This window comes from Acidovorax sp. M14 (assembly GCF_049331375.1).
GTDB lineage: Bacteria > Pseudomonadota > Gammaproteobacteria > Burkholderiales > Burkholderiaceae_C > Acidovorax.
This window is the reverse complement of record NZ_CP186263.1, coordinates 668762-685295: the sequence shown is the minus strand read 5'-3', so window position 1 is coordinate 685295 and position 16534 is coordinate 668762. Positions and strand designations below refer to the sequence as shown.

Below are 16534 nucleotides of genomic sequence, written 5' to 3'. Positions count from 1 at the left end.
CAGCTGCACTACAGCAGCTTTGTGATCAGGCTGACCACAAAGCTCAGCAACAGCGTGGACGCCAGCGGCACGTCCCAGTCCCGCCCCAGCCACCGAAACCGAAAGTCCCCCGGCAACCGCCCAAAGCCCATGCGGCGCAGCAGCGGCGACAGCCAGCTGATGAACATCAGGGCCAGGAGGATGACGAGGAGCCAGCGAAACATGGGCAGCGCGGCAGCAGGCGGTCAGAGCCGGTGCGAACGGTCGCCGTGGCTGAACCCCATCGGCTCCCACGGCTCGCCCGCACCCACGGCCAGCACCTTGAACAGCTCGCCCATCTCGTGTTCCATGATCAATTTGGCCGCTGTCGCCCGCTGGGATTGCGGTAGCTGCTCCATTTTTGGGAGCAGTCCACAGTTGATGAGGAAATGCGCCTGCGTGGTGTAACCCAGCACGTTCAGGCCCGCCTCCTGCGCGGCCAGCGCCATGGCGGTGAAGTTGACATGGGCGGTGATGTCCTTGCGGCCCACCTCCACCAGCGGGTCGCCATCGGCCAGGTGGCCCTGGTGGCACATCACCGTGCCCATGTGGCGCTGGGGGTGGTAGTACTCGTCTTCGCCAAACCCATAGTCCAGCAAGAAGGCCGCGCCACGCGTGAGCCGGTCGGCCAGCATGCGCATGAAGCCTTCGCCCTGGGCGTGGATTTCGGTCAGGTAGTCCTGCGGGCCTTCGATGGCGATGGGCGGGCGCAGGTCGGTGGGGCGGTCGGCCCAGGCAAAGCGGCCGTCTTCGGCCACCACCACACCGCGCTCATGCCACACACCGCCCTGCTGGCCGCCATGGCGCGCCAGCAGCTGCACAGGCATCGCATCGAGCACCTCGTTGCCCACCACCACGCCTTCGATGTGCTCGGGCAGTGCGTCCACCCAGCGCAGCTTGTGAGCGTGGGCCACCAGCTTGGCCTGCTGGCGGGCGCGCAGGCTGCCCGACAGATCGACGATGGTGTAGCGCTGCACCTGGTCGCCCAGCGCATCCAGCAACTGCAGCGCCAGCGCGCCGGAGCCTGCGCCAAACTCCCAAACTTCATGGGTGCCAGTGCGCTCCAGCGCCTCGCCCACCTGCACGGCCAGTGTCTGGCCGAACAGGGGCGTGAGCTCGGGCGCGGTCACAAAGTCACTGCCAGATTCGGGCATGGCGCCGAATTTGGTGGAGTCGTTGGCGTAATAGCCCAGGCCGGGCGTATACAACGCCAGGGCCATGAAGCGGTCAAAACCCAGCCATCCACCCTCGGCGGCAATGGCCTGGGTGATGTGCTGGTGCAGGGCGGTCGTTAAACTGTCGGGTCTTTGGGTCACGGCCCGCATTGTCCCCCACATGTCCACCCCTTCCCTCCCCCATCGCCCCCGCACCGTGCTGGTGACCGGTGCCGCCAAGCGCCTGGGTCGCAGCATTGCGCTGGCCCTGGCCGCCGGCGGCTGGCAGGTGGCGGTGCACTACCGCTCGTCAGCGCAAGACGCTATCAATACCGTAGCTGAATGTACAAGATTGACTAGCGCAAGCGCCCATTTTGAGGCTGATTTTGATGACGAGGCCGCCGTGCGCGGCCTGCTGCCCCGCGTGGTGGCGCACTTTGGCCGCGTGGACGCGGTGGTCAACAGCGCCTCGCTGTTCGAGCACGATGACGCCGCCACCTTCAGTTTTGCCGCACTCGAAAAGCACCTGCGCAGCAACACGGCGACGCCCGTGCTGCTGGCCCAGGCCCTGCACCAGCATGTGGCCGACCGTGTGGCGGCGGGAGAGGCCGACGCGCAGGGCGCCGTGGTCAACCTGCTGGACCAGAAGCTCTGGAACCAGAACCCCGACTTTGTGAGCTACACGCTGTCGAAAGCGGCACTGGAGGCCGCCGGCACCATGCTGGCGCTGGCGCTGGCGCCGCGTGTGCGCGTGGTGGGCGTGGCGCCCGGACTCACGCTGACCAGCCACATGCTGAGCGACGAAAAGTTTGCCCAGTTGCACGCCTTGAGCCCCCTGGGCCGCTCGTCCACCCCCGAAGACGTGGCCGCCACGGTGAAGTTTGCGCTGGAGAATCGCTCCATCACCGGCACCACGCTGCTGGTCGATGGTGGCCAGCACCTGATGAAGTTTGACCGCGATTTCTCGTTGATGTGAGCCCAACGCCGGCGCACCCAACGAGCCCCCACCCCATGACACAGACCCCTTCCCAGATGACTGGCACGCAGATCCTGACGCTCACCGGTTTGCGCTTTGATGCCAACCTGGGCATCCTCGACCACGAAAAGACCGACCCGCAGCCCATCCAGGTGGACGCTGAGCTGAGCCTGGGGGTGCAGCCGCTGGCCCCGCGCGACGACGACATCGGCCATGTGCTGGACTACCGGCGTGTGCGCCAGATCATCATCGACGAGTGCACGGCCGAGCATGTGAACCTGCTGGAGAGCCTGATCGGCAAGCTGGCCAACCGCCTGATGCAGTTGCCCGGCGTGCTGGGCGTGCGCGTGAAGATTGCCAAACTCGAAATTTTTGACGACTGCGAAGTGGCCATTCGCGTCGAGACAGGACAGTGGTGACCCCATGAGCACCGTAGTGAACGAAGCCCCACCCACCAACCCCGCCCTCTCCGCCCCCTCCGGCTGGACCGACGAGCCTGCAGAGGCCGCCGCCGGCGGCGCCGCCCGCATGAAGATCGAGCGCGAAACCCACAAGCTCGAAAAGCGCCTGTGCCGCGAGGTCGGCAAGGCCATCGTCGACTTCAACATGATTGAAGAAGGCGACAAGGTCATGGTGTGCATGTCCGGCGGCAAGGACAGCTATGCGCTGCTCGACATCCTGCTCAAGCTCAAGGCCCGCGCGCCCATCCACTTTGACCTGGTGGCCGTCAACCTGGACCAGAAGCAGCCCGGCTTTCCCGAGCATGTGCTGCCCGAGTACCTGGCCAGCACCGGCGTGCCGTTCCATATCGAAAACGAAGACACCTACAGCATCGTCAAGAAGCTGATCCCCGAGGGCAAGACCACCTGCAGCCTGTGCAGCCGCCTGCGCCGGGGCATTCTGTACCGTGTGGCCGATGAACTGGGCTGCACCAAGATCGCGCTGGGCCACCACCGCGACGACATCCTGCAAACGCTGCTGCTCAACATGTTCTTTGGCGGCAAGATGAAGAGCATGCCGCCCAAGCTGGTGAGCGACGACGGCAAGCATGTGGTGATCCGCCCGTTGGCCTACGTGGCCGAGAAAGACACCGCCCGCTGGGCCGCGCACCGCAACTTCCCCATCATCCCGTGCAACCTGTGCGGCAGCCAGGAGAACCTGCAGCGCAAGCAGGTGGGCGAGATGCTGCGCGAGTGGGAAAAGCGCTTCCCCGGGCGCGTGGAGAACATGTTCAACGCGCTGCAGAACGTGGTGCCCTCGCACCTGCTGGACGGCAGCCTGTACGACTTCAAGAACGCCAAGGCCACGGGCATCGCCAGCGAAGACGGCGACAAGGCGTTTGACAAGGAAGAGTTTGCGGCGCCATCGCCGTCGTTGCCGGGCGTGCAGGTGGTGCAGCTGTCGTGAACTGCCGGGGCCAGCGGCACTCTCATGGAGATCCTTGTTTCAGGACACTCTGACCATGACACAACGCCGATGGCTTCCCGCCCTGCTCCTGGGCCTCACCGTCACCCTGCTCGCAGGCTGCAGCACCACCCGCGTGGTCGAAGGCCAGGTGCAGAGCTTCTCAACGCTGGCGGCCGTGCCCGCCCCTGCCACGTACCGGATTGAGCGCCTGCCTTCGCAGCAGGCCCCTTCGTTCGACCCCATTGCCACGCTGGCCGAGCAGGCCCTGGCCCGCGCAGGTCTGCAGCGCGACGATGCCGCGCCCCGCCTGCTGGTGCAGCTGGGTGTGCAGGCCGATGCCGTGCCGCGCTATGACCCCTTCCGCCCCTATGGCCCTTACGGGCCCGGCCCCTGGGGCATGGGCGGCTGGTATGGGCGGGGCTGGGGCGTGCATGGCGTGTGGCGCTTTGGCGAACCCACGCCCCTGCACCGCCGCGCAGTCAGCATCGTGATGCGCGACGCCAGCACCCAGGCCGTGGTGTACGAAACCTCGGCCGTGCACGAAGATGTGTGGGTGAGCGACCCGGCCGTCTATGGCGTGCTGTTCGATGCGGCCCTCAACGGCTTTCCCAAACCGCCCCAGGGGCCCCGCCAAGTGCGCATACCCCTGGCCCCCCCTGCCCCCTAGGGCGTCCCATCCTCAGTCACTCCGCCACTGCATGCAAGCCACCCGCATCGTTGCCATCCGCCACGGCGAAACCGCCTGGAACGTAGACACCCGCATCCAGGGCCACCTGGACATCCCGCTCAACGATACTGGCCTGTGGCAGGCCACCCAGGTCGCCCAGGCCCTGGTGGGCGAGCCGATTGCCGCCATCTACTCCAGCGACCTGCAACGCGCGCACGCCACCGCCCAGGCCGTGGCCCGCACCACGGGCGCCCCGTTGAAGACCGAGCCGGGGCTGCGCGAACGCAGCTTCGGGCACTTTCAGGGCCGCACGTTTGCCGAGATCGAGGCCGAACTGCCCGAGGACGCCTTGCGCTGGCGCAAGCGCGACCCGCACTACACGCCCGAGGGCGGAGAGTCCCTCGTCACCTTGCGTGACCGCATCGAACGCACCGTGACCGCGCTCGCACAACAGCATGTGGGCGAGCAGGTGGTGATGGTGGCGCATGGCGGCGTGCTTGACGTGCTGTACCGCCTGGCCACGCGCCAGGACATCCAGGCGCCGCGCACCTGGCAACTCGCAAACGCCGCCATCAACCGGCTGCTGTGGACGCCTGACGGCCTCACCCTCGTCGGCTGGGCGGACACCCAACACCTTGACCAGATTGTCGTTCGCGATGAAAACCACGCCTGAAGCCTTGCAAACCACCGTCGGCCAACGCGTGGACCTGATCGACACCCCCGCCCTGGTGGTGGACCTGGACGCCATGGACCGCAACATCCAGCGCATGGCCGACTTCGCACGCAAGCACCAGGTGCGCTGGCGCCCCCATGCCAAGCTGCACAAAAGCGCCGAAATCGCGCTGCTGCAGCAACGCGCGGGTGCTCAGGGTGTGTGCGTGCAGAAGGTGGCCGAGGCCGAGGCGCTGGCTGCCGGTGGCGTCGATGACATCACCATCACCAACCAGGTCATCGCCATGCCCAAGCTGCACCGCGTGGCGCGGCTGGCCGCGCAGCTGGCGGCACGCGGAGGGCGCCTGGGTGTGGCGGTGGACCATGCCGATGGCATCGCCCGCCTGGCCGAAGCCATGGCCCAATCCGGCAGCGATGCGGGCATCGATGTGCTGGTCGAGATCGACGTGGGCCAGGGCCGCTGCGGCGTGCCGCCGGGCGAGGCCGCCGTGCCCCTCGCACTGGCCGTGTCGCGCAGCCCCCGGCTGCGCTTTGCGGGCCTGCAGGCGTACCATGGCAGAGCCCAGCACCTGGCCAGTAGCGTGGGCCGCCGCGAGGCCATCGCCAAGGTGGTGGAGGCGGCCTATCACACACGCCAACTCATTGAGGCCGAGGGCCTTGCCGTGCCCCTGATCACGGGCTCGGGCACTGGCACCCTGGTGCACGAGGCTGCCAGCGGCGTGTTTGGCGAGCTGCAGGCGGGCTCGTTTTTGTTCATGGACGCCGACTACGCCCGCAACGAACGCGACCCGGCCCAGCCCGCGTTTGAGCACGCGCTGTACGTCAAGACCCAGGTGGTGTCGGTGCGCGACACCCACGCGGTGTGCGACGCAGGCCACAAGAGCCATGCCATCGACTCGGGCCTGCCCACCGTGGCCCTGCTGCCCGCCGACCGCACCCTGCGCTACGCCAACGGTGGTGACGAACACGGTCTGCTTTACGCAGACGCACCCGATGCGCGCCTGCCCAGTTTGGGGCACATGCTCTGGCTCATTCCGGGTCATTGCGATCCCACGGTCAACCTGTACGACTTTTTGATCGGCGTGCGCGGCGGGCTGATGGACGGGGTGGTGGAGCGGATCATCCGCGTGGATGCGCGGGGTGCGCTGACGTAGGCGCGGCCCTCTAAACACCGGCGCTATAGGGGTTCACCTGCCCCAGTGAGGGCTGGCTGCTGAACCACAATCCAGCAGCATGAGCCCCAGCCAGATCATCGTCCTTGCGACGCCCGTCTTCTTTGTGCTGATCGCCATTGAACTGGCCGTCGGCTTCAAGCGCCAACGCAACACCTACCGCCTGGCCGATGCGGTGAGCAGTATCAGCCTGGGCATGCTCAGCCAGACCAGCGCAGTCTTCACGCGCCTGCTGCGCATCGGCATCTACACCGCCCTGTTCGAGCATGTGGCACTGTGGCGCAACGATGCGTTCTGGACCAGCCTGCCCGGTTGGCTGCTGGCGTTGGTGTTCTACGACTTCTGCTACTACTGGCTGCACCGCATGGGGCACGAGTCGGCCGTGCTCTGGGCCGCGCACGCGGTGCACCACCAGAGCCAGGACTACAACCTCAGCACCGCGCTGCGCCAGACCAGTTCGGGCGCGCTGCTGGGCTGGGTCTTTTATGTGCCCATGGCGCTGGCCGGCGTTCCACCCCTGGTGTTTGGCGTGGTGGCGCTCATCGACCTGCTCTACCAGTTCTGGGTGCATACCGAGCAGGTGGGCCGCCTGGGCTGGTTCGACCGCTGGTTCTGCAGCCCCAGCAACCACCGGGTGCACCATGCCGTCAACGACGCCTACCTGGACAAAAACTACGGCGGCATCCTGATCCTGTGGGACCGAATGTTCGGCACCTTCAAGGATGAAGACGCGCAGGAGAAATGTGTGTACGGCACGCGCGGCCTGCTCAACAGCTGGGACCCGCTGTGGGCCAACGCCCAGGTGTACGCCGGGCTGGCGCACGACAGCTGGCACGCGCGCAGCTGGCTCGACAAGCTCAAGGTCTGGATCCAACCGCCCGGCTGGCGGCCTGCGGATGTGGCGGAGCGGTTCCCAAAGCCTGCCTTCAGCATGGCGCAGATGCAGCTGTACCACCCACCTATGTCGCGTACCGTGCAGTGGTTTGCGCTGGTGCAGTTCGCGCTGCTGCTCACAGGCGTAGCAGCCTTCTTGTGGCAGGCCGATGCGGCGCCGCTGGCGCACAACGCCCTCTGGTTTGCCGTGCTGCTGACGGTGCAATGGTCGCTGGGCGCGGTGATGCAGGGGCGTATCGGCATGCTGATGGCGCTGATGCTGCAAAGCGCGGCGCTGGCCACGGCCACCAGTGCGCTGGGGCTCACGGAGTGGCATTGGCTGTTCAAGCCACTGACCATGGCAATCGCTATTATTTTGATAGCTACCAGCACATATTCGACTAGCGCAAGGGGCACGTCGGGCTTCAAAACGCCCTGGGTCTTGCTGATGGCAGCCCTGGGCGGGTCCTTGGCGGGGGATGTGTTCCTCATGTTCCCGGGTTTCTTCATTCCCGGTCTGGTGAGCTTTCTGGTGGCGCACCTGTTCTATGTGGCGCTGTTCAAAAGCGGGCAGACCTGGTTTCCGCACCGGGGTGCACTGGCGACCACGCTGGGCATAGGCGTAGCGATGTATGCCTTTCTGTGGACGGGTGGCCTGCCGCCTGCACTGCGCGCGCCGGTCGCAGCCTATGTGCTGGTGATTGCGCTGATGGCGGCCCAGGCGATAGGCCGCGCCACGGTATTGCGCGACGCCCCCTCGCTGTGGGTCGCCATCGGCGCCGGGTTCTTCATGCTCAGCGACTCGCTGCTGGCCACCAACCGCTTCATGACGCCCCTGTCCATGGCCCAAGTGTGGGTGCTGGCGACGTACTACGCGGCGCAGGCGCTGATCGTGGCGGGCATGGTGCAGGGAGCAGAATGCGCGCAGCCCAGCTCTGCCACGCCGCTCACACCCCAAACAGATCTTGCCCGCTCGCCTTAGGCGGCGTAACCCCCAGGTGGCGGAATGCCGCCAGCGTGGCAATGCGCCCACGGGGCGTGCGCTGCAGGAAGCCCTGCTGGATCAGATAGGGCTCGATCACATCCTCGATGGTGCCAGCCTCTTCCCCAATGCTGGCAGCGATGTTGTCGAGCCCCACGGGCCCGCCGTCAAACCGGTGGATCACGGCTTCGAGCAGCTTGCGGTCCATCACATCAAAGCCCTGCGGGTCCACATCCAGCATGGCCAAGGCCTTGTCGGCAATGGACTTGGTGATGCGGCCATTGCCCTTGACCTCGGCATAGTCGCGCACCCGGCGCAGCAGCCGGTTGGCAATGCGCGGTGTGCCACGCGAGCGGCGGGCGATCTCGAAGCCGCCGTCCTCGTCCATGGGCGCGTTGAGCAACCCGGCACTGCGCTGGACAATGCGCGCCAGCTCTTCGGCCGTATAGAACTCCAGCCGCGCCACGATGCCAAACCGGTCGCGCAGCGGGTTTGTGAGCATGCCTGCGCGCGTGGTCGCGCCCACCAGGGTGAAGGGCTGCAGGTCCAGCTTGATGCTGCGCGCCGCAGGGCCTTCGCCAATCATGATGTCGATCTGGTAGTCCTCCAGCGCGGGGTAAAGGATTTCCTCCACCACGGGTGACAGGCGGTGGATCTCATCGATGAAGAGAACGTCGTTCTTTTCCAGATTGGTCAGCAGCGCCGCCAGGTCCTTGGGTTTTTCCAGCACGGGTCCACTGGTCTGGCGCAGGTTCACCCCCAGCTCGGCCGCGATGATGTGCGAGAGCGTGGTCTTGCCCAGCCCAGGCGGGCCGAACAACAACACGTGATCCAGCGCCTCCTCACGCTTCCTCGCGGCGCCGATGAAGATCTCCAGCTGCTCCCGCGCCTTGGCCTGGCCCACGTATTCCTGCAGGAGCTTGGGGCGCAGGGCGCGTTCGATGGCCTCCTCTTGGGGCGAGGTGGGGGCGGCAGAGATAACGCGTTTGGCGGGGGCGGGGGAAAAGTCGTCGGTCTGGATGGTCATGTAGGCAAGGCTGGGTTTATCGGAAAGGGCCAACGGTCAGCGTTTAAGACTACGAGGCTTGCTGACGCGAGCACCGAGAAAGGGACCCAAGGCATTGAGATCGACTCTGTTTATCCACAGACCTACGGAGAATCTCAGCACTTTCAAGGATTCAGCCACTGTTGAATCGCGCTCCGGTAGGCCACATCGAAACGACCATAGTGATCCAGCCCAGCCGGGGCTTGACAGCTTGATGCGCCACCATAGAGCTGTCCTACTACGTAGCGCCTTTCACCCAACGTGTGAAATAGTGCTGAACCACTACTTCCTCCTTCCGTTACACCTTGCTGCCACCCCATCGTTAGAAAGGTACCGCTAACGGTATTGCTCGAAAAGCAAACCTCGCTCGAGCACATGCTATACCGAACAAGCGTCCCTGAGCTAAATTTCTGCAGATCACCTTGTGGATGGTGGATGCCAGCCAGAATATTCCCCGGATCCAAAGTACCAAAGTATGAACCTGCGTACACCACACCCGACGGCGGCGTGTCGTTCATGCGCATGAAGGAAGTATCTGTATTGGCTGTGGCGTAGAGCAGGGTAGCACCGCCGATTCGACGCTGGGCGCTACTCTCTAGACTTCCTGAATTGCATGCGGAGGACCTGTAGAACCAGTCAGTCATTAGAGACGAAGCTTCTGCCTGGGTCGAGATGCAATGGTTCGCACTCAGCAAATAAGGCGTCCTGCTCGAACGGACGTCGTTGAGCAAGGTCCCTGTGCAAAGGTAGGTCCTAGCGTTGCGAACGAACAGCATGCGAGCTACCGAGCGACCTTGACTGGAAAACTCCGGTTTGCAAGTCGCATCAATCTCACATGTTCCTGACTCCCCCACTTTAGCAAAGTCCTGCGATACAGCCTCTTCAGGGGACACCAAATAGTGAGAGAGCCGAGGGATAGCAAGTTTTACACTCGCTGTAGAAGCCCCTGCGGGAATTTCTATCTCCAAAGTGGTTTCTTCACCGCCAAAGTCTGGGCTCCAATAGGTGTGAGCCGCTTCATCGGGCGTCCCTGCTTGGAGATTGCTACTAATCAGCGCCGCTATCTTTTCACCGCTCATTTCAAGAGCTTTCCCTCCTGCTTGGGCATAAAAGCGCAGCATCGCTCCACTGGGCAGACCACGTACCAATACGCCCAAGCGCACGCCCTTAGCGCCTTGTGAAGTAACGCTCACGGCTGCTACCTGTGTACCCCGCTCAGTGAAATACCAGCGAATCTGATCCGAGAAATCAGCCACTTTAGCGAGGGTTGGCACGTTACGTGCGATGCCGATTTGCGGCACCGAAACACCCAACGGTCCAGTGTCTTTTGGTAATACAGAAGTTAGCGCAGGCCCCAGCGCGGCGCGCGCAATAGAACCGTTCGCAGGCATAACGCGCTCAACGGTACTAGAACTCTTTATGGTGGAGTCTGCCGTGTCTAACGCCTCGATTCTGTCAATTACTGCTGGTGCTGGTGCTGGTGCTGGTGCTGGTGCTGGTGCTGGTGCTGGGGCTGGGGCTGGGGCTGGGGCTGTTGCAGAGTTGTCTCCTCCACCGCCTCCCCCACAGCCAGCGATTACAGCAATAGCTGCCGTTACAGCCATCACCCGAGTCAAACGCGAGATTTGGTTTTTATTCATCGATACACCTTGAATACTGATAATGGAATTTGTAACTACTTAGCCAGCGCTTTCAACGCCATCTTGATACCCTCACTTACCCCAACCTCAGCAGGCAGCGCCTTGAGCGCCGCCGCCGCCTCCTTGTCGTTGTAGCCCAAAGCCAACAGCGCCTGCAAAATGTCGGCTTGCGCATCGCTGTTGGCGGCACCGCGCACAGCACCGATGTCCGCGCCCAGCTTGCCCTTGAGTTCCAGCAGCAAGCGCTCGGCCGTCTTCTTTCCGATGCCGGGCACCTTGACCAGCCGCCCCGCCTCCTGCAGCGAAATCGCCTGCGCCAGATCGCTCACGCCCATGCCGCTCAGGATGGACAACGCCGTGCGCGGCCCCACGCCAGAAATCTTGATCAGCTCGCGAAACGCCTGCCGCTCGGGGGCGGTCGCAAAGCCGTACAGCAGCTGCGCATCCTCGCGCACGATGAACTGGGTCAGCAGGCTCACTCGCTCGCCCACGGCGGGCAGGTTGTAGAACGTGCTCATGGGCACATTCACCTCGTAGCCCACACCGTGGCAGTCCAGCAGCACCTCGGGGGGATTCTTCTCCAGCAGGGTGCCGGTCAATTTGCCTATCATTGATGTCCTTTGGCGACGCGGGCGTGACATGCCGCGCCGTCGTTCTTGCCGTTTTCCGTTGCCTGACTGGAATTATCCGCGTGATCCTGCGCCACACCTTCACCCCCCACAACAACACCCGGCTTACGAATCTGTGTGGCCCGGCCGATGCGCACCTGCGCACCATTGAGGTGGCCTTGCAGGTGAGCATTGCGCACCGGCACGAGCAGTTCAAGGTCGACGGCCCCAAGGCCAAGGCCACGCAGGCGATGGAGCTGCTGCAAGCCCTGTATGAAATGGCCGAGCGGCCCATCGGCGAGGACTATATCCAGCTGATGCTGGCGGGCGACAGCGAACTGCTGGAGGCCCCGGACGACGCCATCATCCTCAACACCCGCCGCGCCGACCTGCGCGGGCGCACCCCCACGCAGAACCTGTACCTGCAGAACATTGCCACGCACGACATCACCTTCGGCATCGGCCCCGCAGGCACCGGGAAGACGTATCTCGCCGTGGCCAGTGCAGTGGATGCGCTGGAGCGCAGCAGCGTGCAGCGCATCGTGCTGACCCGCCCGGCGGTGGAGGCGGGCGAGCGCCTGGGTTTTCTGCCTGGCGACCTGGCGCAGAAGGTGGACCCCTACCTGCGCCCGTTGTACGACGCGCTGTACGAACTGATGGGGCATGACAAGGTGCAAAAAGCGTTCGAGCGCAACGCCATCGAGATCGCGCCGCTGGCCTTCATGCGCGGGCGCACGCTGAATAACGCGTTCGTCATCCTCGACGAAGCGCAGAACACCACGCCCGAGCAGATGAAGATGTTCCTCACCCGGATCGGCTTTGGTGCCAAGGCGGTGGTGACGGGCGACGTGAGCCAGATCGACCTGCCCAAGGGAACGCTGAGCGGCCTGATCGACGCCGAGCGGGTGTTGAAACGCGTGAAGGGTATCTCGGTCACCCACTTCACCAGCGCCGACGTGGTGCGGCACCCGCTGGTGGCCCGCATCGTGGACGCCTATGACGCCCCCCGCCGCGCAGCCGCTGCGCGCACACGCGACTGAACTCCTAATTTGATAGCTGCTTGCGCTCATGCATCAAGCGCTAAGTGCCAAAAACAATCCCAATGTCTTTGAACCAACTCTCCCTGTCGCTGCAGTTCGGCACCTTTGACGGCGTGGCCGCCCACCGCGCCGTACTGCCCCGCCATAAGGTCACACGCTGGATTCGCCACGCGCTGGCCACCGACGCCGAGATCACCGTGCGCATCGTGGGTGCCGAAGAAGGCCAGCAGCTCAACCGCGAATACCGCAAGAAGGACTACGCCACCAACGTGCTCACGTTCGACTACACCCAGGAGCCCGTGGTTACCGCCGACCTGGTGCTCTGCGCCCCCGTGATTGAGCGGGAGGCCAAGGAGCAGAACAAGAGCCTGGAAGAGCACTACGCCCACATGCTGGTGCATGGCACGCTGCATGCCCAGGGCTGGGACCATGAAACGAGCGAGGCCGACGCCGAGGAGATGGAGGCGTACGAGACCGACATCCTGCAAGAGCTGGGCTTTGAAGACCCCTACGCGACCTGATCGGCCGAACGGCTCCCCCGCGACTCGGCGGACAACCCACTTTTAGACGTCGCTTTAAAACGCAGCTGCAGGCAAAGCAGTCGCACCTTTTACAGTCGCAATCCGGACTCAACAGCTCCGAATCTCCACCTAACATCGGTGCAATGCCACGCGCGTTACGCCGTGGCCAAGGAGATACTTTGGATACCGCCCTTCTCGTCGCTGCCGCCTTCGTCGCTGGCGCCCTCAATGCCGTCGCCGGTGGCGGCAGCTTTCTGACGCTGCCCGCCCTCGTCTTCACCGGCGTGCCGCCCGTGGTGGCCAATGCAACGGGCACGGTAGCGCTGCTTCCAGGCTACATGGCGGGGGCCTGGGGGTTTCGGGAAGACATGCAGCCGCCGCCCGGCCTGTCCATGCGGGCGGTGGTGCTGCTGGCCCTCATCGGCGGATCGGCCGGGGCTGCGCTGCTGCTGATCACACCCGACGCCACCTTCCGCAAGGTCGTGCCCTGGCTGCTGCTGGCGGCCACGGCAATGTTTGCGCTGGCCCCCCGGCTGCGCCAGTGGGCCGGTGCATCGGCCCATGGCCCTGCCGCGCCGTGGAAGGCGGCCTTGGGCATGCTGGCCGTGGCGGGGTATGGGGGCTACTTCAACGGCGGGCTGGGCATCCTGCTGCTGGCGCTGTTCGGCCTGCTGGGGCAAACCCAGCTCAACGCCATGAACGGCATGAAGAACCTGGTCTCGGCCCTGCTCACCGCGATTGCGGTAGCCATCTACGCAGCGGGCGGCATCGTGCTGTGGCCCCAGGCGCTGATGATGATGGTGGCCGCCACCGCAGGCGGCTACGGCGGCGCGCGCTTGGCGCGCAAGCTGCCTGCCAACGTGCTGCGCTGGGGCATCGTCGCCACCGGGCTGGTGATGGCGGCGGTGTTCTTCTGGCGGCAGTGAGCAGCAGCCCCTCGGCCCCGCCGCCAATGCCCAGGTCCACACCTGCGGCGGCACCGGCGCCCGCGCCGACACCCACGGCAGATAGCGGCCGCCCGCCCAACCGCGTGCTGTGGGCCATGCTGCTCACGCTGCTCAGCGGGTTTGCGCTGAGCCAGGCGTTTCGCACCACCACAGCCATCCTGGCCCAGGGGCTGACTGCCGAGTTCGGTCTGTCGCCGGGGTCGCTGGGGGCTTTTGCCGGGCTGTTCGGCCTGTCGTTCGGCGTGGCCCAGTTGCTGATGGGTGTGGGGCTGGACCTGTGGGGCCTGCGGCGCACGGTGCTCACCGCCTTCCCGCTGGCGATTGGCGGGGCTGCCCTCTCGGCGGCAGCGCCCGGCTATGCGTGGCTGATGGTGGGCCAGTTGATGATCGGCGTAGGCTGCTCGCCCGCGTTCCTGGCCTGCACGCTCTTCATCGCAAGGCATTTCCCGGCCGACCGGTTTGCCTACCTGTCGGGCGTGGCGATGGGGGTTGGCGGGCTGGGCCTGATGTTCACCGGTACGCCCCTGGCCTGGCTGGTGCAGCACGGCGGCGGCTGGCGCACGGGCTATGCCGTGCTGGCGGTGCTCAGCGCGCTGTCGTGGCTACTGATCTGGTGGCGGGTGCACGAGCCTGCCCCGCTGGTGCCGTCCCCCGCGCAGCGCGAAACCTGGAGCCAGGCGCTTCTGGGCTTCGGCCAGCTGCTCACGGTGCCGCACACCTGGGGCATCCTGCTGCTGGGCATGTCGGGCTACGCTGCGTTTTTGTCGCTGCGGGGCCTGTGGCTGGCGCCGCTGCTGATGGACCGCTACCACCTCTCTCTGGTGGACAGCGGCAACGTGGCGCTGGGGCTGTCTCTGATTGCGCTGTTCGCCCCCGGGTTGGCAGGCCGGCTGGACCCGGGCGTCAAACGACGCCGGCGATGGATTGGCAACGCCTCGCTGCTGATGGCCGGGCTGTTCGCGCTGCTGGCCTTTTTGCGGGTGCACCCTGCCGCCTGCGTGTTGCTGATACTGCTGATGGGGCTGCTGTCGGGCTACGGGGTGCTGCAGTACGCCGACGTGCGCGCCTCGTATCCGCCCGCACTCACCGGCCGCGCCCTGTCGGCCTTCACGATGGCGATGTTCCTGGGTGTGGCGCTGATGCAGTGGTTCACTGGCATGGTGGCCACAGGCGCCCAGCGCCTGGGCTGGGATACCCACACGGCCGTCATGCTGGCCATTGCGGCCTGGCTGGCGCTGGCGTCGGCGGGTTTCAGGCTGCTGCCGGTGTCGCCGCTGGTTGCGCGGCAAGATTAGGCATAAAAACTGCCGAAGGTGCCCGTCTCCCGGTCACCTTCAGCTATCAATTTTGATTAACTGATGGTGCCATGCGCAGCGGTATCGTCACCGGCCCATCGTTGACCAGGTGCACCTGCATGTCGGCGGCAAACTGTCCGGTGGCCACCACGGGGTGGACTTTGCGCGCCTGGGCCACCAGGTAGTCGTACAGCCGCCGCCCTTCATCGGGCGCCGCCGCCTGGGTGAAGCTGGGGCGGTTGCCGCCGGTAGTGTCGGCCGCCAGCGTGAACTGGCTGACCAGCAGCAGGCCGCCACCGATGTCCTGCACGCTCTGGTTCATCTTGCCTGCGGCGTCCGAAAAAATCCGCAGCTTGAGGATCTTGGCCAAAAGCCTGTCGGCTTCGGCCTCGGTGTCGCCACGCTCCGCACACACCAGCACCAGCAGCCCTGCGCCGATGGCGCCCACTGTCTGCCCGTCCACATCCACTCGCGCTTCACGCACACGTTGCAATACGCTGATCACTTCACGGCATCCTTCTCATCATCACGGGGGTCGTCGAAATGCGCCTCCACATCGGTAGGCAGCAGCTCGATGGTGGCACGCAGGCCGGGCACGGCGGTCATCAGTGCGCGCTCGACCTGGCCGCGCAGCTCGGCGGCGTGGCGCAGGGTCCAGTCAGCGGGCATGTGCAGGTGCATGTCCACAAACTGGCGCTGGCCTGCGCGGCGGGTGGAGACATGGTCAAACCGCACCGCACCCGGCGCCTGGGCCGCCACAAACTGCTGCAGCGTGGCGTCGATGGTGGACTGCACCTCGGGCTCCACTGCCGAATCCATGAGGCCCTGGGACGACCGCCACACCAGTTCCACGCCCTCTTTCAGAATGTTCAAAGCCACGGCAATGGCCGCCACCGCATCCAGCCACAACCACCCGGTGAGGGCAGCGCCCGCAATGCCCACCAGCACACCGGCCGAGGTCCACACGTCGGTGACCAGGTGGCGTGCATCGGCCTCCAGCGCGATGGAGCGGTGCTCGCGCGCCGAGCGGAACATCACCCAGGCCAGCAGCCCGTTCAGGGCCGAGCTGAGCACCGACAGCCCCAGGCCCCAGCCCACCTGCTCGATGGGTTGGGGGTCGAACAAGCGGTGCCCGGCCGCCCACAGAATGCCCGCCGACACGCCCATGATGAGGATGCCCTCGAAGCCCGACGAAAAGTATTCGGCCTTGTGGTGGCCGTAGGGGTGGTCGTCATCGGCTGGCCGTGCCGCCACCGTCACCATGGCCAGCGCAAACATGGCGCTGGCCAGGTTCACAAATGACTCCATGGCGTCAGACAACAGACCCACCGAACCCGTGACCACCCAGGCCAGCGTCTTGAGCGCAATGGTGACCACCGCCACGGCCACCGAAGCCCACAGCAGGTTGCGGGGTGAAAGCCAGGGGTGGGATGCGAGAGAAGCAGCGGACATGGTGGGTAGGCGAAGGAGCCGAAAAGCTGAAAAGCTGAAGCAGCGGCCAACAGGCGAATTGGAAA

18 protein-coding genes are annotated in these 16534 nt (G+C 65.2%); 11 read left to right on the top strand and 7 right to left on the bottom strand.

The genetic code is table 11. The annotated features are described in order from the left end of the window. Window positions 1-8: 8 nt before the first annotated feature. Together ACOYR4_RS03215 and ACOYR4_RS03210 are read right to left on the bottom strand one after the other, a co-directional pair. A complete protein-coding gene (locus tag ACOYR4_RS03215; RefSeq protein ID WP_056745516.1) occupies window positions 9-203 on the bottom strand; it encodes a DUF2905 domain-containing protein in 195 nt (64 codons plus the stop codon). 21 nt (window positions 204-224) lie between these two features. Continuing rightward, on the bottom strand, window positions 225-1343 hold the full coding sequence (locus ACOYR4_RS03210) for a class I SAM-dependent methyltransferase (RefSeq protein WP_422848611.1): 1119 nt from the start codon (window positions 1341-1343) through the stop codon (window positions 225-227). Window positions 1344-1353: 10 nt separating this feature from the next. Here ACOYR4_RS03210 and ACOYR4_RS03205 point away from each other — a divergent pair, with 10 nt between their 5' ends. The 7 genes from ACOYR4_RS03205 to ACOYR4_RS03175 all read left to right on the top strand — a co-directional run bounded on the left by ACOYR4_RS03205 (window position 1354) and on the right by ACOYR4_RS03175 (window position 7921). Continuing rightward, complete coding sequence (locus ACOYR4_RS03205; RefSeq protein ID WP_422848610.1) at window positions 1354-2148, top strand: SDR family oxidoreductase; 795 nt, start codon at window positions 1354-1356, stop codon at window positions 2146-2148. Between the two features lie 35 nt (window positions 2149-2183). Beyond that, on the top strand, window positions 2184-2567 hold the full coding sequence (locus ACOYR4_RS03200) for a dihydroneopterin aldolase (protein ID WP_192420890.1): 384 nt from the start codon (window positions 2184-2186) through the stop codon (window positions 2565-2567). A 4-nt stretch (window positions 2568-2571) separates the two neighbouring features. After that, on the top strand, window positions 2572-3555 hold the full coding sequence (gene ttcA, locus ACOYR4_RS03195) for a tRNA 2-thiocytidine(32) synthetase TtcA (protein ID WP_422848609.1): 984 nt from the start codon (window positions 2572-2574) through the stop codon (window positions 3553-3555). 55 nt (window positions 3556-3610) lie between these two features. Continuing rightward, window positions 3611-4222, top strand: a complete 612-nt coding sequence (locus tag ACOYR4_RS03190) for a DUF4136 domain-containing protein (protein WP_422848608.1) — start codon at window positions 3611-3613, stop codon at window positions 4220-4222. 31 nt (window positions 4223-4253) lie between these two features. Beyond that, a complete protein-coding gene (locus ACOYR4_RS03185) occupies window positions 4254-4895 on the top strand; it encodes a histidine phosphatase family protein (protein ID WP_015015905.1) in 642 nt (213 codons plus the stop codon). Further along, a complete protein-coding gene (locus tag ACOYR4_RS03180) occupies window positions 4879-6048 on the top strand; it encodes a DSD1 family PLP-dependent enzyme (protein WP_060985411.1) in 1170 nt (389 codons plus the stop codon). Before ACOYR4_RS03185 ends, ACOYR4_RS03180 begins: the two co-directional genes overlap by 17 nt. Window positions 6049-6127: 79 nt before the next feature. After that, the gene (locus ACOYR4_RS03175; protein ID WP_422848607.1) at window positions 6128-7921 is read left to right on the top strand and encodes a lysoplasmalogenase family protein; all 1794 of its coding nucleotides are present in this window, start codon (window positions 6128-6130) and stop codon (window positions 7919-7921) included. Here the strand turns inward: ACOYR4_RS03175 and ruvB are convergent. The 3 genes from ruvB to ruvA form a co-directional block, all read right to left on the bottom strand. Beyond that, window positions 7887-8948 carry a Holliday junction branch migration DNA helicase RuvB gene (gene ruvB, locus ACOYR4_RS03170; RefSeq protein ID WP_422848606.1) on the bottom strand — a complete coding sequence of 354 codons (1062 nt, stop codon included), beginning with the start codon at window positions 8946-8948 and terminating at the stop codon, window positions 7887-7889. The genes ACOYR4_RS03175 and ruvB overlap by 35 nt on opposite strands. A 143-nt stretch (window positions 8949-9091) precedes the next feature. Continuing rightward, the gene (locus tag ACOYR4_RS03165; protein ID WP_422848605.1) at window positions 9092-10357 is read right to left on the bottom strand and encodes a trypsin-like serine peptidase; all 1266 of its coding nucleotides are present in this window, start codon (window positions 10355-10357) and stop codon (window positions 9092-9094) included. Window positions 10358-10641: 284 nt separating this feature from the next. Then, entirely contained in the window at window positions 10642-11217 is a 576-nt protein-coding gene (gene ruvA, locus ACOYR4_RS03160) for a Holliday junction branch migration protein RuvA (protein WP_066692719.1), read from the bottom strand. Between the two features lie 80 nt (window positions 11218-11297). On the opposite strand from ruvA, the gene ACOYR4_RS03155 reads away from it, so the two are divergent. The 4 genes from ACOYR4_RS03155 to ACOYR4_RS03140 all read left to right on the top strand — a co-directional run bounded on the left by ACOYR4_RS03155 (window position 11298) and on the right by ACOYR4_RS03140 (window position 15017). After that, window positions 11298-12254, top strand: coding sequence for a PhoH family protein (locus tag ACOYR4_RS03155; protein WP_060985313.1), 957 nt, complete (start codon window positions 11298-11300; stop codon window positions 12252-12254). A 62-nt stretch (window positions 12255-12316) separates the two neighbouring features. Further along, the gene (gene ybeY, locus ACOYR4_RS03150; RefSeq protein ID WP_209816313.1) at window positions 12317-12775 is read left to right on the top strand and encodes an rRNA maturation RNase YbeY; all 459 of its coding nucleotides are present in this window, start codon (window positions 12317-12319) and stop codon (window positions 12773-12775) included. A gap of 179 nt (window positions 12776-12954) precedes the next feature. After that, window positions 12955-13701, top strand: a complete 747-nt coding sequence (locus ACOYR4_RS03145) for a sulfite exporter TauE/SafE family protein (protein WP_422848604.1) — start codon at window positions 12955-12957, stop codon at window positions 13699-13701. A 26-nt stretch (window positions 13702-13727) separates the two neighbouring features. Beyond that, window positions 13728-15017: an MFS transporter gene (locus ACOYR4_RS03140; RefSeq protein WP_422848603.1), complete on the top strand. Its 1290-nt coding sequence runs from the start codon at window positions 13728-13730 to the stop codon at window positions 15015-15017. 46 nt (window positions 15018-15063) lie between these two features. On the opposite strand, the gene dtd is transcribed toward ACOYR4_RS03140, so the two are convergent. Both dtd and ACOYR4_RS03130 read right to left on the bottom strand, forming a co-directional pair. After that, a complete protein-coding gene (gene dtd, locus ACOYR4_RS03135; RefSeq protein ID WP_422848602.1) occupies window positions 15064-15522 on the bottom strand; it encodes a D-aminoacyl-tRNA deacylase in 459 nt (152 codons plus the stop codon). Next, window positions 15519-16469: a cation diffusion facilitator family transporter gene (locus tag ACOYR4_RS03130; protein ID WP_422848601.1), complete on the bottom strand. Its 951-nt coding sequence runs from the start codon at window positions 16467-16469 to the stop codon at window positions 15519-15521. The genes dtd and ACOYR4_RS03130 overlap by 4 nt, the downstream gene beginning before the upstream one ends. Window positions 16470-16534 lie beyond the last annotated feature (65 nt).

What these genes read in the sequence shown, in the direction of transcription:
- ACOYR4_RS03215 (WP_056745516.1), bottom strand. Translation starts at nt 203, where the DNA reads ATGTTTCGCTGGCTCCTCGTCATCCTCCTGGCCCTGATGTTCATCAGC.
- ACOYR4_RS03210 (WP_422848611.1), bottom strand. Translation starts at nt 1,343, where the DNA reads ATGCGGGCCGTGACCCAAAGACCCGACAGTTTAACGACCGCCCTGCAC.
- ACOYR4_RS03205 (WP_422848610.1), top strand. Translation starts at nt 1,354, where the DNA reads ATGTCCACCCCTTCCCTCCCCCATCGCCCCCGCACCGTGCTGGTGACC.
- ACOYR4_RS03200 (WP_192420890.1), top strand. Translation starts at nt 2,184, where the DNA reads ATGACACAGACCCCTTCCCAGATGACTGGCACGCAGATCCTGACGCTC.
- ttcA (WP_422848609.1), top strand. Translation starts at nt 2,572, where the DNA reads ATGAGCACCGTAGTGAACGAAGCCCCACCCACCAACCCCGCCCTCTCC.
- ACOYR4_RS03190 (WP_422848608.1), top strand. Translation starts at nt 3,611, where the DNA reads ATGACACAACGCCGATGGCTTCCCGCCCTGCTCCTGGGCCTCACCGTC.
- ACOYR4_RS03185 (WP_015015905.1), top strand. Translation starts at nt 4,254, where the DNA reads ATGCAAGCCACCCGCATCGTTGCCATCCGCCACGGCGAAACCGCCTGG.
- ACOYR4_RS03180 (WP_060985411.1), top strand. Translation starts at nt 4,879, where the DNA reads ATGAAAACCACGCCTGAAGCCTTGCAAACCACCGTCGGCCAACGCGTG.
- ACOYR4_RS03175 (WP_422848607.1), top strand. Translation starts at nt 6,128, where the DNA reads ATGAGCCCCAGCCAGATCATCGTCCTTGCGACGCCCGTCTTCTTTGTG.
- ruvB (WP_422848606.1), bottom strand. Translation starts at nt 8,948, where the DNA reads ATGACCATCCAGACCGACGACTTTTCCCCCGCCCCCGCCAAACGCGTT.
- ACOYR4_RS03165 (WP_422848605.1), bottom strand. Translation starts at nt 10,357, where the DNA reads ATGCCTGCGAACGGTTCTATTGCGCGCGCCGCGCTGGGGCCTGCGCTA.
- ruvA (WP_066692719.1), bottom strand. Translation starts at nt 11,217, where the DNA reads ATGATAGGCAAATTGACCGGCACCCTGCTGGAGAAGAATCCCCCCGAG.
- ybeY (WP_209816313.1), top strand. Translation starts at nt 12,317, where the DNA reads ATGTCTTTGAACCAACTCTCCCTGTCGCTGCAGTTCGGCACCTTTGAC.
- ACOYR4_RS03140 (WP_422848603.1), top strand. Translation starts at nt 13,728, where the DNA reads ATGCCCAGGTCCACACCTGCGGCGGCACCGGCGCCCGCGCCGACACCC.
- ACOYR4_RS03130 (WP_422848601.1), bottom strand. Translation starts at nt 16,469, where the DNA reads ATGTCCGCTGCTTCTCTCGCATCCCACCCCTGGCTTTCACCCCGCAAC.